This is a genomic window from Enterococcus sp. DIV1375a, from assembly GCF_051712205.1.
In the GTDB taxonomy this organism is placed as follows: domain Bacteria; phylum Bacillota; class Bacilli; order Lactobacillales; family Enterococcaceae; genus Enterococcus; species Enterococcus faecalis.
This window is the reverse complement of the sequence record NZ_JBIOOM010000001.1, coordinates 154,015-166,622: the sequence shown is the minus strand read 5'-3', so window position 1 is coordinate 166,622 and position 12,608 is coordinate 154,015. Positions and strand designations below refer to the sequence as shown.

The 12,608-nt window shown below is 39.6% G+C and carries 25 protein-coding genes and 1 pseudogene; all 26 read right to left on the bottom strand.

Translation table 11 applies throughout. From position 1 onward, the window contains the following. Window positions 1–26 precede the first annotated feature (26 nt). The 26 genes and pseudogenes from IGJ63_RS00810 to rplB all read right to left on the bottom strand — a co-directional run bounded on the left by IGJ63_RS00810 (window position 27) and on the right by rplB (window position 12,582). Window positions 27–232: pseudogene (locus IGJ63_RS00810) on the bottom strand (hypothetical protein). Between the two features lie 45 nt (window positions 233–277). Beyond that, a complete protein-coding gene (gene rplQ / locus IGJ63_RS00805; RefSeq protein ID WP_002356228.1) occupies window positions 278–661 on the bottom strand; it encodes a 50S ribosomal protein L17 in 384 nt (127 codons plus the stop codon). Window positions 662–734: 73 nt separating this feature from the next. Further along, window positions 735–1,673: a DNA-directed RNA polymerase subunit alpha gene (locus IGJ63_RS00800; RefSeq protein ID WP_002356227.1), complete on the bottom strand. Its 939-nt coding sequence runs from the start codon at window positions 1,671–1,673 to the stop codon at window positions 735–737. Window positions 1,674–1,753: 80 nt separating this feature from the next. Continuing rightward, window positions 1,754–2,143, bottom strand: coding sequence for a 30S ribosomal protein S11 (rpsK, locus tag IGJ63_RS00795; protein WP_002356226.1), 390 nt, complete (start codon window positions 2,141–2,143; stop codon window positions 1,754–1,756). A gap of 27 nt (window positions 2,144–2,170) precedes the next feature. Next, on the bottom strand, window positions 2,171–2,536 hold the full coding sequence (rpsM, locus tag IGJ63_RS00790) for a 30S ribosomal protein S13 (RefSeq protein ID WP_002356225.1): 366 nt from the start codon (window positions 2,534–2,536) through the stop codon (window positions 2,171–2,173). Between the two features lie 19 nt (window positions 2,537–2,555). Continuing rightward, complete coding sequence (rpmJ, locus tag IGJ63_RS00785) at window positions 2,556–2,672, bottom strand: 50S ribosomal protein L36 (protein WP_002288710.1); 117 nt, start codon at window positions 2,670–2,672, stop codon at window positions 2,556–2,558. A gap of 32 nt (window positions 2,673–2,704) precedes the next feature. Continuing rightward, window positions 2,705–2,923 carry a translation initiation factor IF-1 gene (gene infA / locus IGJ63_RS00780; RefSeq protein WP_002356224.1) on the bottom strand — a complete coding sequence of 73 codons (219 nt, stop codon included), beginning with the start codon at window positions 2,921–2,923 and terminating at the stop codon, window positions 2,705–2,707. A gap of 210 nt (window positions 2,924–3,133) precedes the next feature. Continuing rightward, window positions 3,134–3,784, bottom strand: a complete 651-nt coding sequence (locus IGJ63_RS00775) for an adenylate kinase (protein WP_002356223.1) — start codon at window positions 3,782–3,784, stop codon at window positions 3,134–3,136. Between the two features lie 86 nt (window positions 3,785–3,870). Beyond that, entirely contained in the window at window positions 3,871–5,169 is a 1,299-nt protein-coding gene (gene secY / locus IGJ63_RS00770; RefSeq protein ID WP_002359350.1) for a preprotein translocase subunit SecY, read from the bottom strand. Then, the gene (gene rplO, locus IGJ63_RS00765; protein ID WP_002356221.1) at window positions 5,170–5,610 is read right to left on the bottom strand and encodes a 50S ribosomal protein L15; all 441 of its coding nucleotides are present in this window, start codon (window positions 5,608–5,610) and stop codon (window positions 5,170–5,172) included. A 47-nt stretch (window positions 5,611–5,657) separates the two neighbouring features. Then, window positions 5,658–5,837, bottom strand: a complete 180-nt coding sequence (gene rpmD, locus IGJ63_RS00760) for a 50S ribosomal protein L30 (protein ID WP_002356220.1) — start codon at window positions 5,835–5,837, stop codon at window positions 5,658–5,660. 14 nt (window positions 5,838–5,851) lie between these two features. Continuing rightward, a complete protein-coding gene (gene rpsE, locus IGJ63_RS00755; RefSeq protein ID WP_002356219.1) occupies window positions 5,852–6,352 on the bottom strand; it encodes a 30S ribosomal protein S5 in 501 nt (166 codons plus the stop codon). Window positions 6,353–6,372: 20 nt separating this feature from the next. Beyond that, window positions 6,373–6,729 (bottom strand): 50S ribosomal protein L18, encoded by a 357-nt coding sequence (gene rplR, locus IGJ63_RS00750; RefSeq protein ID WP_002356218.1) that lies wholly within the window; start codon window positions 6,727–6,729, stop codon window positions 6,373–6,375. Window positions 6,730–6,889: 160 nt separating this feature from the next. After that, window positions 6,890–7,426: a 50S ribosomal protein L6 gene (rplF, locus tag IGJ63_RS00745; protein ID WP_002356217.1), complete on the bottom strand. Its 537-nt coding sequence runs from the start codon at window positions 7,424–7,426 to the stop codon at window positions 6,890–6,892. 31 nt (window positions 7,427–7,457) lie between these two features. After that, on the bottom strand, window positions 7,458–7,856 hold the full coding sequence (gene rpsH / locus IGJ63_RS00740; protein ID WP_002356215.1) for a 30S ribosomal protein S8: 399 nt from the start codon (window positions 7,854–7,856) through the stop codon (window positions 7,458–7,460). Between the two features lie 35 nt (window positions 7,857–7,891). Then, window positions 7,892–8,077 (bottom strand): type Z 30S ribosomal protein S14, encoded by a 186-nt coding sequence (locus IGJ63_RS00735; RefSeq protein WP_002356214.1) that lies wholly within the window; start codon window positions 8,075–8,077, stop codon window positions 7,892–7,894. An 18-nt stretch (window positions 8,078–8,095) separates the two neighbouring features. Next, window positions 8,096–8,635, bottom strand: coding sequence for a 50S ribosomal protein L5 (gene rplE / locus IGJ63_RS00730; RefSeq protein ID WP_002356213.1), 540 nt, complete (start codon window positions 8,633–8,635; stop codon window positions 8,096–8,098). A 25-nt stretch (window positions 8,636–8,660) separates the two neighbouring features. Continuing rightward, the gene (gene rplX, locus IGJ63_RS00725) at window positions 8,661–8,972 is read right to left on the bottom strand and encodes a 50S ribosomal protein L24 (protein ID WP_002356212.1); all 312 of its coding nucleotides are present in this window, start codon (window positions 8,970–8,972) and stop codon (window positions 8,661–8,663) included. A 35-nt stretch (window positions 8,973–9,007) separates the two neighbouring features. Continuing rightward, the gene (gene rplN, locus IGJ63_RS00720) at window positions 9,008–9,376 is read right to left on the bottom strand and encodes a 50S ribosomal protein L14 (protein ID WP_002356211.1); all 369 of its coding nucleotides are present in this window, start codon (window positions 9,374–9,376) and stop codon (window positions 9,008–9,010) included. Between the two features lie 57 nt (window positions 9,377–9,433). Beyond that, window positions 9,434–9,700 (bottom strand): 30S ribosomal protein S17, encoded by a 267-nt coding sequence (gene rpsQ, locus IGJ63_RS00715; protein WP_002359348.1) that lies wholly within the window; start codon window positions 9,698–9,700, stop codon window positions 9,434–9,436. Between the two features lie 23 nt (window positions 9,701–9,723). Further along, entirely contained in the window at window positions 9,724–9,912 is a 189-nt protein-coding gene (gene rpmC, locus IGJ63_RS00710) for a 50S ribosomal protein L29 (RefSeq protein WP_002383858.1), read from the bottom strand. Then, window positions 9,902–10,336 carry a 50S ribosomal protein L16 gene (gene rplP, locus IGJ63_RS00705; protein ID WP_002356208.1) on the bottom strand — a complete coding sequence of 145 codons (435 nt, stop codon included), beginning with the start codon at window positions 10,334–10,336 and terminating at the stop codon, window positions 9,902–9,904. The genes rpmC and rplP overlap by 11 nt, the downstream gene beginning before the upstream one ends. Window positions 10,337–10,338: 2 nt before the next feature. Next, window positions 10,339–10,995 (bottom strand): 30S ribosomal protein S3, encoded by a 657-nt coding sequence (rpsC, locus tag IGJ63_RS00700; protein WP_002356207.1) that lies wholly within the window; start codon window positions 10,993–10,995, stop codon window positions 10,339–10,341. Between the two features lie 66 nt (window positions 10,996–11,061). Further along, window positions 11,062–11,409, bottom strand: coding sequence for a 50S ribosomal protein L22 (rplV, locus tag IGJ63_RS00695; RefSeq protein WP_002356206.1), 348 nt, complete (start codon window positions 11,407–11,409; stop codon window positions 11,062–11,064). Window positions 11,410–11,430: 21 nt separating this feature from the next. Further along, window positions 11,431–11,709 carry a 30S ribosomal protein S19 gene (rpsS, locus tag IGJ63_RS00690; protein WP_002356205.1) on the bottom strand — a complete coding sequence of 93 codons (279 nt, stop codon included), beginning with the start codon at window positions 11,707–11,709 and terminating at the stop codon, window positions 11,431–11,433. 42 nt (window positions 11,710–11,751) lie between these two features. Then, the gene (gene rplB, locus IGJ63_RS00685) at window positions 11,752–12,582 is read right to left on the bottom strand and encodes a 50S ribosomal protein L2 (protein WP_002356204.1); all 831 of its coding nucleotides are present in this window, start codon (window positions 12,580–12,582) and stop codon (window positions 11,752–11,754) included. Between the last annotated feature and the right edge of the window lie 26 nt (window positions 12,583–12,608).

The following is a 12,608-nucleotide window of genomic DNA, read 5'->3' as shown; positions in this document are numbered from 1 at the left end:
ATAATTCCCCCTTCTACTAACTCAGATTATTTAATTATCTGAAAATTCCAATTAATAACCAGTATAACAAACCGCAAAAGCTTCCGCAATGCTTTTAAGAAACAAAAAAGCTTTGAGAAAACAGCGTTTTCCCAAAGCAAAAAAAAAAATCACCTTTATATGATGAGTGCTCCCCTGCTAAAGCCATCTTTAGCAGGGAAAGCAGAGCTAGACTCGGAGTCGCCTCCAACATCATAACACTCTAAAAGAAACATCTATAAAGTGATCGGTTTATTAATTATTTAACAAATTCGATAACTACCATTGGTGCTGCATCGCCGCGTCTTGGTTCTGTCTTCAAGATACGAGTGTAACCACCTTGGCGTTCCGCGAAACGAGGTCCTAAATCGTTAAATAGCTTTTGTAAAGCTGATTCAACAACGATAGACTCATCTTCTTCACGAACACTAGCAACTTCATTACGAACGAAAGTAGCTGCTTGACGACGTGCATGAAGATCTCCACGTTTACCTAAAGTAATCATTTTTTCTACAGTTGAACGTACTTCTTTCGCACGAGCTTCAGTAGTTACGATGCGTTCGTTGATGATTAAATCAGTTGTAATATCACGTAGCATAGCTTTACGTTGGCTTGATGTGCGTCCTAATTTACGGTAACTCACGTTGGGTTCCCTCCTTCGTTTCTGTTCTCACGAGCCACTGCTGTTAAGCAGGACTGGAAACTTCGTAAAAGTCTTAATCGTCCTTACGTAATCCTAATCCTAGATCATGCAATTTAAGTTTTACTTCTTCAAGAGATTTACGACCTAAATTACGTACTTTGATCATTTCTGGTTCAGATTTGTTTGTAAGTTCTTGTACAGTATTAATGCCTGCACGTTTTAAACAGTTATATGAACGAACTGATAAATCAAGTTCTTCAATCGTCATTTCTAGCATTTTCTCTTTTTGAGTTTCTTCTTTTTCCACCATGATTTCAGCGTTTTTCGCTTCGTCAGTAAGGTTTACAAAGATATCTAAATGCTCAGTCATGATTTTCGCAGCTAAACTTAGTGCTTCTTGAGGAATGATTGAACCATCTGTCCATATTTCCATTGTTAATTTGTCGAAATCATCACGACGACCAACACGTGTATTTTCTACTTGGTAGTTAACACGACGAACGGGTGTGTAGATGGAATCAACTGGAAGTACACCGATTGGCATATCTTCTTTTTTGTTTTCGTCTGCTTGAACATAGCCACGACCAGGTTTCACTGTTAAGCGAGCATGGAAAGTAGCTCCTTCAGCAACACTACAGATAACTAAATCTTTATTTAGGATCTCAACATCACTGTCCACGATAATATCGCCGGCAGTCACGGTAGCGGGTCCTGTAATATCGATCTCAAGGGTTTTCTCTTCTTCAGCATATAATTTCAATGCTAAGCCTTTAATATTCAAAATAATTTGTGTTACGTCTTCTCGTACACCTGGAATGGTTGAGAATTCGTGTAAAACACCATCGATTTGAATATTCGTAATTGCAGCTCCTGGTAAAGAAGACAATAAAATACGACGTAGAGAGTTACCTAAAGTAGTTCCGTAACCGCGTTCTAATGGTTCAACGACGAACTTACCATAATCTCTATTTTCATCAATTTTTTCGATTCTTGGTTTTTCAAATTCAATCATTCTTATCTATACCCCTTTCAAAACGAAAAGTGTCTTGTTCAATGACGTTCCTAATTCAAACTCAGAATGAGTGGCGCTCATTAAACACGACGGCGTTTTGGAGGGCGGCATCCATTATGAGGAACTGGAGTCACGTCACGAATTGCAGTCACTTCTAAACCTGTTGCTTGTAATGAACGAATTGCTGCTTCACGTCCAGAACCAGGTCCTTTAACTGTTACGTCTACAGTTTTAAGTCCATGTTCCATTGCCACTTTAGTTGCGGCTTCTGCAGCCATTTGAGCGGCAAAAGGAGTTGATTTTTTGCTTCCTTTAAAGCCTAATGATCCTGCTGATGACCATGCTAATGCATTACCATGTGTATCAGTAATCATTACGATTGTATTGTTGAATGTAGAATGGATATGTGCTACACCTGATTCTATATTCTTTTTGACACGGCGTTTACGACTAACTTTTTTTGCTGCCATGAAGTTCTAACCTCCTTCACTTAGGAATTATTTTTTCTTGCCTGCTACTGTTTTAGTAGGGCCTTTACGAGTACGTGCATTATTTTTCGTGTTTTGTCCACGAGTTGGTAATCCACGACGGTGACGGATTCCACGGTATGAACCGATTTCCATCAAGCGTTTGATGTTTAAGTTCACTTCACGACGAAGATCCCCTTCAACTTTTAACTTATCAATTTCCGCACGAATCGCATCTGTTTGTTCGTTTGTTAAATCACGTACACGAACATCTTCAGATACGCCAACGTTTGCTAAAACTTTTTTAGCTGTAGTGTTACCAATACCATAAATGTAAGTAAGAGAAACTACTACACGTTTGTCACGAGGGATGTCTACTCCTGCAATACGAGCCATTATTCGTTACACCTCCTAATTATCCTTGACGTTGTTTATGTTTTGGATTTGCTGGGCAAATAACCATAACACGTCCTTTACGGCGAATTACTTTACAATGTTCACACATTGGTTTTACTGATGGTCTTACTTTCATGATAATACCTCCTGTGGTTTTACGGAGTACAATTATTTAAAGCGATAAGTAATACGGCCACGCGTTAAATCATACGGTGATAATTCAACTGTTACTTTGTCACCAGGTAAGATACGGATGTAGTGCATACGGATTTTACCTGAAACAGTAGCAAGAACTTGGTGTCCATTTTCTAGTTCGACTTTAAACATTGCATTCGGCAAAGTTTCGACGACTGTACCTTCGACTTCAATCATATCTTCTTTTGCCACGCACAGTACCTCCTTGTACTTGTTTCGCGTTTTCACACGATAAAACGGCGGAAACTCCAGCTCCCACCTAGAAATTCTCAACTAACTTCGTTATTCATTTTGATGTCACAAAACTGTAGAAGTCGGACTGATATATTCTACCATATTTAGTTATGTTTTGGCAAGAGAAACTGAATACAACAACAGGGTTAAACTGCGGACAATTGGAAATTAGTTTTCGTCAATGATTTTTTTCACATCAGAAAAAACAGTATCGATTTCGCGATTGCCATCGATTGTATGCATCAAGCCTTGTTCTTTATAGAAAGCCAAGATTGGTGCGCTACTTTCAATGTTGACTGCCAAACGATTTTTAACCGTTTCGGGCTTATCATCTTCTCTTTGGTAGAATTCATGTCCGCCACAGCGATCACAAGTGCCTTCAACTTTTGGCGGGTTGAATAATTTATGATACGTTGCGCCACATGTGCGACAGATGAATCGTCCAGCTAAACGCTCGATTAATACATCTTCTTCTACATGGATGTCAATGACAGCATCAATTTTTTTGTTTAATTCTTTAAGCATTGTATCTAATGCTTTTGCTTGATCCAGTGTACGTGGGAAACCATCTAATAGGAATCCTTTGTCTGTGTCTGGTTCAGCAAGGCGTTCTTTAACAATTCCGTTTGTTACTTCGTCAGGAACCAGTTCACCTTTATCGATATAAGATTTCGCTTCTAGGCCCAAGGCAGTTTCATTTTTCATTGCTGCACGGAACATATCTCCAGTAGAAATATGTGGAATGCCATACGTATCAATGATTTTTTCTGCTTGGGTGCCTTTACCTGCTCCAGGTAATCCCATTAAAATGAGGTTCATATATTCTCCTCCTAATTTTAAAGACCGGCTTATGAAGCTAGCCATATGTGAGAATGGTGCTGAGGTAAAACCTCAACACTCGATTCTTACTTATTGATAAAGCCGACATATTGACGTTTCATCATTAATCCTTCTAATTGTTTCGTTGTTTCTAATGCAACCCCGATAACGATTAGTAAACTTGTTCCACCTAAACCGATTGATTGAGGTAAGTTCCAAACCATTTGCGCAATGATTGGAAGTAAAGCAACAAGTCCTAGGAAAATTGAGCCGACAACACTTAATCTCATTAACACGCCAGATACATATTCTTCTGTACCTTTACCTGGTCGCACGCTTGGAATGTAGCTTCCTTGTTTTTGTAAGTTTTCCGCTAATTTCTCAGGGTTTACTTGAACAAATGCATAGAAGAATGTAAACGCAACGATTAGGACAGTATAGATGATTGCCCCTGGAACTGTGTTATAACTGAAGATTTTTGTCATAATGTCATACCAATTTTCACCAGCGAATTTTGATGAGAAAGCTTGTAAAATGGCATTTGGTGTTGCAATTAACGAGCTGGCAAAGATAACTGGAATAACCCCAGCAGCATTTACTTTTAACGGTAAATAACTACTTGTTGGTGCACCAGAAACACGTTTTGTATATTGGATTGGAATCTTACGTTCTGCTTGTTGGAAGAACGTTACGACTGTAACAATCACCAAAATAGCAATAACTAAGATTGCAATGAAAATAACAGATTGCCAAATACGAGAAGACTCGATATTGACGAAGTAATCTTCATAGATTTCTTTGACTGCTCCTGGCAAACGAGAAATAATCCCGGCAAAGATAATCATTGAAACACCATTTCCGATTCCTTTTTCTGTAATTTGTTCACCCATCCAAGTCACAAACATCGTCCCAGCAGTTAAAATAACCGCAATCATCACAAAGGTACCTAAGGTTGGATTGTTGACAATCCCAGTTTGACTTAAGCTATTAAAACCAGCAGTGATCCCCATTGACTGAGCCACACCCAAGACAATCGTTAGATATCTTGTTGCTTGATTTAATTTCTTACGCCCAACTTCCCCTTGTTTTGACCATTCTACAAATCTAGGTACAATATCCATTTGCAATAGTTGAATAATAATAGAGGCTGTAATGTATGGCGAAACCCCCATCGAGAAGATAGAGAAGTTTTGCATGGCACTACCACTCACCATATTCAACATATTCAAAAAGGGTAAGCTACTTAAATCAGACAATCCCTTTGCATTCACCCCGGGCACAGTAATGTGCGCACCTAGGCGAAATACAAACAAGATTAAAACTGTAAATAAGATTTTTGATCTAATGTCTTTGACTTTAAAGGCGTTCTTTAATAGCTTGAACAATTAGATCACCTCGATTGAACCACCAGCAGCTTCGATAGCTTCTTGTGCTGATTTCGAGAATTTAGCTGCTTTCACAGTTAATTTTTTCGTTAACTCACCATCTGCAAGAACTTTGATTCCCGCTTTTTCGTTTTTAACGATTCCTGCTTCTTTTAGGACAACAGGAGTTACTTCTGTTCCATCTTCAAAACGGTTTAAAGTATCTAAGTTCACAACAGCGTAATCTTTACGATTGATGTTTGTAAACCCACGTTTTGGTAAACGACGGAATAATGGAGTTTGACCCCCTTCAAATCCTAAACGAACACCACCGCCTGAACGGGCTTTTTGCCCTTTTTGTCCACGGCCAGCTGTTTTACCATTACCAGATGAAGTACCACGTCCAACACGGTTACGTACTTGGCGTGAGCCCTCAGCAGGTTTTAATTCATGAAGTTTCATAGGTTTGGCACCTCCTTAAGCAATCTTCTATTACAAATCTATAAATCTTAAACTTCTTCTACGTCCACTAAATGTGAAATAGTGTTAACCATACCTTTGATTGCTTCATTGGCAGGTTTTGTAACAGTACTATTCACTTTACCTAAACCTAACGCTTTAACTGTAGCACGTTGGTTTTGAGGACGTCCGATAACACTGCGTTTTAAAGTAATTTTTAATTCAGCCATTATTTTTGTCCTCCTTAACCGATAATTTCTTCTACAGATTTACCGCGAAGTGCTGCCACTTCTTCGGCACGTTTTAATTGTTTTAGACCTTCAACAGTTGCGCGAACAACGTTAATAGGTGTGTTTGAACCTAGTGATTTAGATGTAATATCTGCTACACCAGCTAATTCCAATACGGCACGAACTGGTCCACCAGCAGCTACCCCAGAACCTTCTACTGCAGGTTTCATAAGGATACGGCCGCCACCGAATACGCCAATTACTTCGTGCGGGATAGTAGAACCAACCATAGGCACTTCAACTAAGTTTTTCTTCGCGTCTTCGATTGCTTTACGGATAGCTTCAGGTACTTCTTGTGCTTTACCAGTACCGAAACCAACGTGTCCGTTTTTGTCACCGACAACAACTAAAGCTGCGAAACGTAAACGACGTCCACCTTTAACAACTTTTGTTACACGGTTGATCGCTACAACGCGGTCTTCTAATTCCAAATGTTTTGGATCAATATAAACCATGAATGGTGTTCCTCCTTCTCCTAAAATTCTAGTCCATTTTCACGAGCAGCTTCAGCTAAAGCTTGCACGCGGCCATGGTAAAGGTATCCACCACGGTCGAAGACTACTTTTTTGATGCCTTTTTCAGCGGCACGTTCAGCAACTAGTTTACCAACAGCTGCAGCTGTTTCTGTTTTTGTTCCACCTGAAATTTCTTTATCCAAGGCAGAGGCACTTGCTAGCGTCACACCCGCTACGTCATCAATGACTTGCGCGTAGATGTTTTTGTTAGAACGGAAAATGTTCAAGCGTGGGCACTCAGCAGTACCAGAGATTTTGTTACGTACACGACGATGTCTCTTTTGACGTGTTTTGTTTTTATCTGGTTTTGTAATCACAATTTTCACCTCTTTGATTTAATGTTTACTACTAATATTTCAAGCAGTCAGCAGATTACGGAAAAGAGAAGCTGGCAGACAAGACAAAAGCATTTTATTGGAAAAATCCCATAAAATGACAGTTGCTTGTTGTTGACTTCTGTTTTCTACACAGCTGTTATTATTTACCAGTTTTACCTTCTTTACGGCGTACAAATTCACCAACATAGCGAATCCCTTTGCCTTTATAAGGTTCTGGAGGACGAACGCCACGGATGTTAGCAGCTAATTCACCAACAACTTCTTTGTTGATGCCTTTAACGATAACTTGTGTGTTCGCAGGTACTTCAAATGTTACGCCTTCTGGTGCTGTCATTTCGACAGGATGAGAATAACCAACGTTTAAAGTTAATTTGTTGCCTTGTACTTGGGCACGGTATCCGACCCCGATAAGTTCAAGTGCTTTTTGGAAACCTTCAGAAACACCAACAACCATGTTGTTGAAGTTTGCACGAGTTGTTCCGTGGATTGTTTTCATTTCTTTTGAATCGTTTGGACGAGTGAATGTCACTTCGTTTCCTTCGATGTTCATTTTGATATCAGAAGAAAATTCGCGTGTTAATTCACCTTTAGGTCCTTTAACTGTAATGTTGTTTCCGTCTTGCTTGATTTCAACACCAGCAGGAAGAACAACAACTTTATTACCAATACGGCTCACTTAGAGACACCTCCTTGTGTATTTTTTAGAATTACCATACGTAGGCGATTACTTCGCCGCCGATATTTTTCGCTCTAGCTTCTTTGTCAGTAATTACACCCTCTGATGTAGAGATGATTGCAATTCCTAGACCGTTTAATACTTTTGGTACTTCGTCAGCTTTTACGTATGCACGTAAACCTGGTTTAGAAATACGTTTTAAGTTTGTGATAACACGTTCTTCGTTTTTACCATATTTTAGGAAAACACGGATTACGCCTTGTTTGTCATCTTCGATGTATTCTACGTCGCGGATAAATCCTTCACGTTTCAGGATTTCTGCGATATCACGTTTGATTTTTGAAGCAGGTACTTCTAAAGTTTCATGTTTAACCATGTTCGCATTACGAATGCGAGTTAGAAAATCTGCAATTGGATCTGTCATGACCATTGAACTATTTACCTCCTTTATGCGAGTTTACTTGTTTACCAGCTAGCTTTCTTCACGCCGGGAATTTGACCTTTATAGGCAAGTTCGCGGAAGCAAATACGGCAAAGATGAAATTTACGATAAACTGAATGTGGACGTCCACAACGTTCACAACGAGTATAAGCTTGTGTTGAATGTTTAGCAGGACGTTTGTTTTTAGCAATCATTGATTTTTTAGCCACGTAGTTCGCCTCCTTATATTATTTTTGGAATGGCATACCTAATTGTGCCAACAATTCGCGAGACTCTTCGTCAGTGTTCGCTGTTGTAACAATTACGATGTCCATACCGCGTACTTTATCTACTAAATCATAATCAACTTCTGGGAAGATTAATTGTTCTTTAATACCTAAAGTATAGTTACCACGACCATCGAAAGCTTTTTTGCTGACACCGTGGAAGTCACGTACACGAGGTAAAGAAACTGTTACTAATTTATCTAAAAATTCGTACATTCTTTCGCCGCGTAGCGTTACTTTCGCACCGATTGGCATTCCTTCACGTAAACGGAATCCAGCGATAGATTTTTTAGCTTTTGTGATAAGTGGTTTTTGACCAGTGATTAATGCTAATTCTTCAACAGCTTTGTCTAAGTTTTTAGCATTTGATACTGCATCACCCACACCCATGTTGATAACGATTTTATCAACTTTAGGTGTTTGCATAACTGAGCTGTAATTAAATTTTTCCACCAATGATGGTGTTACTTCTTTAATATATTTTTCTTTCAGGCGGTTCATTCAGTAAGCCCTCCTTCCGCAATTTTTATTTATCTAAAACTTCACCTGTTTTTTTAGAAACGCGGACTTTTTTGCCGTCGACTTCTTTAAACGCAACTTTAGTAGCTTCTCCGTTTGAAGGATCAATCACCATTACATTAGAAACATGAATTGGCGCTTCCACTTCAAGGATTCCACCTTGTGGGGCTGCTTGGTTTGGTTTTTGGTGTTTTTTAACGACGTTGACACCTTCAACGATAACTTTATCTTGTTTAGGAAACGCTGCTAAGACAACGCCTTCTTTGTTTTTATCTTTACCAGTGATAACTTTTACTTTATCGCCTTTTTTAACAAACATTACTGTTTCGCACCTCCTTTAACGTGGGCTCGAGATTATAATACTTCTGGTGCTAGAGAAACGATCTTCATGAAGTTGTTTTCACGTAATTCACGTGCAACTGGTCCGAAGATACGTGTTCCGCGTGGGCTTTTATCGTCACGGATAATTACCGCAGCATTTTCATCAAATTTGATGTAAGAACCGTCAGCACGACGAGCGCCAGATTTTGTACGAACGATAACGGCTTTAACTACTTCACCTTTTTTAACAACCCCACCTGGCGTTGCTTGTTTGACAGTAGCAACAATAACGTCACCGATGTTAGCAGTTTTACGACCAGATCCGCCTAGGACTTTGATCGTTAAAATTTCACGTGCGCCAGAATTATCAGCGACTCTTAAACGACTTTCTTGTTGGATCACGATGTGTATCCCCCTTTCAGATTTTGTGCTTCAATCTATTAGGAAATTCTCGTTTTATTAGATAATAACTGCTTCTTCGACTACCTCTAGTAAACGGAAACGTTTTGTAGCTGATAATGGACGAGTTTCCATGATTTTTACGATGTCTCCAACTTTCGCTGTGTTGTTTTCATCATGCGCTTTATATTTTTTAGAATATTTCATACGTTTGCCATAGATAGGGTGGTTTTTCTTTGTTTCAACGACAACTGTGATTGTTTTATCCATTTTGTCTGATACCACGCGACCTTGGTAAACTTTACGTTGATTTCTTTCTTCAGTCATACGCGTTTGGCCTCCTTCCACTATTAGTTAGCTTGTTCACGCAATACTGTTTTGATGCGTGCAATCGATTGACGTACTTCTTTAATACGTGCAGTGTTTTCTAATTGACCTGTTGCTAATTGGAATCTTAAGTTGAACAATTCTTCTTTTAATTGTTTTTCTTTATCTAGCATTTCGGCAGTGGTTAATTCTCTGATTTCTTTAACCTTCATTCGATTCACCACCCATTTCCTCACGTTTTACGATCTTAGTTTTTACCGGCAATTTGTGAGATGCAAGACGAAGAGCTTCACGAGCTACTTCTTCAGGAACGCCTGCGATTTCAAACATGATTTTACCACGTTTAACTGGTGATACCCAGCCTTCTGGTGCCCCTTTACCTTTACCCATACGTACGCCGATAGCTTTACTTGTGTAAGACTTGTGAGGGAAAATTTTAATCCATACTTTCCCGCCACGTTTCATGTAACGAGTCATTGCAATACGGGCTGCTTCGATTTGACGGTTAGTAATCCAGTGAGATTCAGTTGCTTGTAAACCCCATTCACCAAATGCTACTTCTTTTCCGCCTTTAGCTTCACCGCGCATTTTTCCGCGGAATTCACGACGGTGTTTTACACGTTTAGGTACTAACATGATTATTTCCCTCCTTTCTCAGTGTTTTTTTTCGTTGGAAGAATTTCTCCACGATAGATCCACACTTTAACTCCTAGTTTTCCGTAAGTAGTGTCCGCTTCTTCCCATGCGTAATCAATGTCCGCACGTAATGTGTGAAGTGGTACAGTTCCTTCAGAGTATCCTTCTGAACGAGCGATATCCGCACCGTTTAGACGACCTGATACTTGAGTTTTGATTCCTTTAGCGCCAGCACGCATTGCGCGTTGGATGGCTTGTTTTTGAGCACGACGGAAAGCAACACGGTTTTCTAATTGACGTGCAATTCCTTCGCCTACTAATTTTGCATCTAAATCTGGTTTTTTGATTTCAACGATGTTGATGTGAACTCGTTTGCCAGTTAATTTGTTTAATTCTTTTCTTAGGTTTTCGACTTCAGATCCGCCTTTACCGATAACCATACCTGGTTTAGCTGTGTGAATTGAAATGTTAACACGGTTTGCAGCGCGTTCGATTTCAATTGTAGATACAGCAGCATCAGCAAGTTTTGTTGCGATAAATTTACGGATTCTTAAATCTTCGTGTAAGAATTCAGCATACTCTTTTTCAGCATACCATTTCGCATCCCAGTCGCGGATGATGCCTACACGCATTCCAATTGGATGTACTTTTTGACCCACTGATTGTCCCTCCTCTTAAATGTTTAAGCTCTGTTTTCATAAAGAAAACAGCCTATTTCATGAGACTTATTTCTCTGTTACAACTACTGTGATGTGACTAGTACGTTTGTTGATTGGTGAAGCTGAACCTTTTGCACGAGGACGGAAACGTTTCATTGTTGGTCCTTCGTTAACAAATGCTTCAGATACGACTAAGCTTTCAACGTCTAAGTCAAAGTTGTTTTCTGCGTTAGCAACTGCTGACATTAAAACTTTTTCAATGATTCCAGCAGACTTGTTCGGTGTGAATTTCAAGATTGAAATTGCATCCGCAACGCTTTTCCCTCTGATAAGATCGATTACTAAACGTGCTTTACGAGGTGAAGTGCGAACTGTTTTTGCAGTTGCTTTAGCTGATGTAATTTGTTCTGACATTTGCATATCCTCCCCTCAAAATTAGCGTTTAGTTTTTTTATCGTCAGCAACGTGGCCACGATAAGTTCTAGTTGGTGCAAATTCACCTAATTTATGTCCTACCATGTCTTCTTGAATGTAAACAGGGACATGTTTCCGTCCATCATATACAGCGATTGTGAAACCTACGAATGATGGAAAAATTGTAGAGCGGCGAGACCAAGTTTTAATTACTTTTTTCTTTTCGGCACCTTGTTGTGCTTCGACCTTTTTCATCAAATGATCATCGACGAAAGGTCCTTTTTTTAAACTACGACCCATGGTGAACCTCCTCTCAAAATGTACGACACATGGTCAAAAAAATTATTTAGTACGACGACGAACGATAAGTTTGTCTGATTTAGCTTTTTTATTACGTGTTTTGTATCCAATTGCTGGTTGACCCCATGGAGATACTGGCGCTTTACGTCCAATTGGTGTTTTACCTTCACCACCACCGTGTGGGTGATCGTTAGGGTTCATTACGCTACCACGAACAGTTGGGCGTTTACGCATCCAACGAGAGCGGCCAGCTTTACCAATGTTGATTAATTCGTGTTGTTCGTTACCAACTGAACCGATTGTTGCACGGCAAGTTGCTAAGATCATACGAACTTCGCCAGAGTTTAAGCGGATTAATACGTATTTGCCTTCTTTACCAAGTACTTGCGCGCTTGTTCCAGCTGAACGGATTAATTGTCCACCTTTACCAGGTTTCATTTCAATGTTGTGGATAACTGTACCAACTGGAATGTTTTCCAATGGTAATGCGTTACCTACTTTAATATCTGCTTCTGGACCAGATACTAGGCGCATGCCTACTTCTAATCCTTTTGGTGCTAAGATGTATGCCTTAACCCCGTCTTCGTAATGAACTAACGCGATGTTAGCAGAACGGTTTGGATCGTACTCGATCGTTTTAACAACCGCTGCGACGTTATCTTTATTACGTTTGAAGTCAATCACACGGTATTGACGTTTGTGACCGCCACCTTGGTGACGAACCGTAATGCGACCGTTGTTGTTACGACCGGCATTGTTTTTTAATGGCTGTAACAATGATTTTTCTGGTGTTGAAGTTGTGATTTCAGCGAAATCAGAACTTGTCATGTTACGACGGCCATTTGTGGTAGGTTTGTACTTTTTAATCGCCACGTCTTATTTCCCTCCTACGTTGATAT

Bases quoted from the DNA above. Each gene is read 5' to 3' on its own strand.
- IGJ63_RS00800 (WP_002356227.1), bottom strand. From the start codon at position 1,673: ATGATTGAATTTGAAAAACCAAGAATCGAAAAAATTGATGAAAATAGA.
- rpsK (WP_002356226.1), bottom strand. From the start codon at position 2,143: ATGGCAGCAAAAAAAGTTAGTCGTAAACGCCGTGTCAAAAAGAATATA.
- rpsM (WP_002356225.1), bottom strand. From the start codon at position 2,536: ATGGCTCGTATTGCAGGAGTAGACATCCCTCGTGACAAACGTGTAGTA.
- rpmJ (WP_002288710.1), bottom strand. From the start codon at position 2,672: ATGAAAGTAAGACCATCAGTAAAACCAATGTGTGAACATTGTAAAGTA.
- IGJ63_RS00775 (WP_002356223.1), bottom strand. From the start codon at position 3,784: ATGAACCTCATTTTAATGGGATTACCTGGAGCAGGTAAAGGCACCCAA.
- rplO (WP_002356221.1), bottom strand. From the start codon at position 5,610: ATGAAACTTCATGAATTAAAACCTGCTGAGGGCTCACGCCAAGTACGT.
- rpmD (WP_002356220.1), bottom strand. From the start codon at position 5,837: ATGGCTGAATTAAAAATTACTTTAAAACGCAGTGTTATCGGACGTCCT.
- rpsE (WP_002356219.1), bottom strand. From the start codon at position 6,352: ATGGTTTATATTGATCCAAAACATTTGGAATTAGAAGACCGCGTTGTA.
- rpsH (WP_002356215.1), bottom strand. From the start codon at position 7,856: ATGGTCATGACAGATCCAATTGCAGATTTTCTAACTCGCATTCGTAAT.
- rplE (WP_002356213.1), bottom strand. From the start codon at position 8,635: ATGAACCGCCTGAAAGAAAAATATATTAAAGAAGTAACACCATCATTG.
- rplX (WP_002356212.1), bottom strand. From the start codon at position 8,972: ATGTTTGTTAAAAAAGGCGATAAAGTAAAAGTTATCACTGGTAAAGAT.
- rpsQ (WP_002359348.1), bottom strand. From the start codon at position 9,700: ATGACTGAAGAAAGAAATCAACGTAAAGTTTACCAAGGTCGCGTGGTA.
- rpmC (WP_002383858.1), bottom strand. From the start codon at position 9,912: ATGAAGGTTAAAGAAATCAGAGAATTAACCACTGCCGAAATGCTAGAT.
- rplP (WP_002356208.1), bottom strand. From the start codon at position 10,336: ATGTTAGTACCTAAACGTGTAAAACACCGTCGTGAATTCCGCGGAAAA.
- rplV (WP_002356206.1), bottom strand. From the start codon at position 11,409: ATGTCAGAACAAATTACATCAGCTAAAGCAACTGCAAAAACAGTTCGC.
- rpsS (WP_002356205.1), bottom strand. From the start codon at position 11,709: ATGGGTCGTAGTTTAAAAAAAGGACCTTTCGTCGATGATCATTTGATG.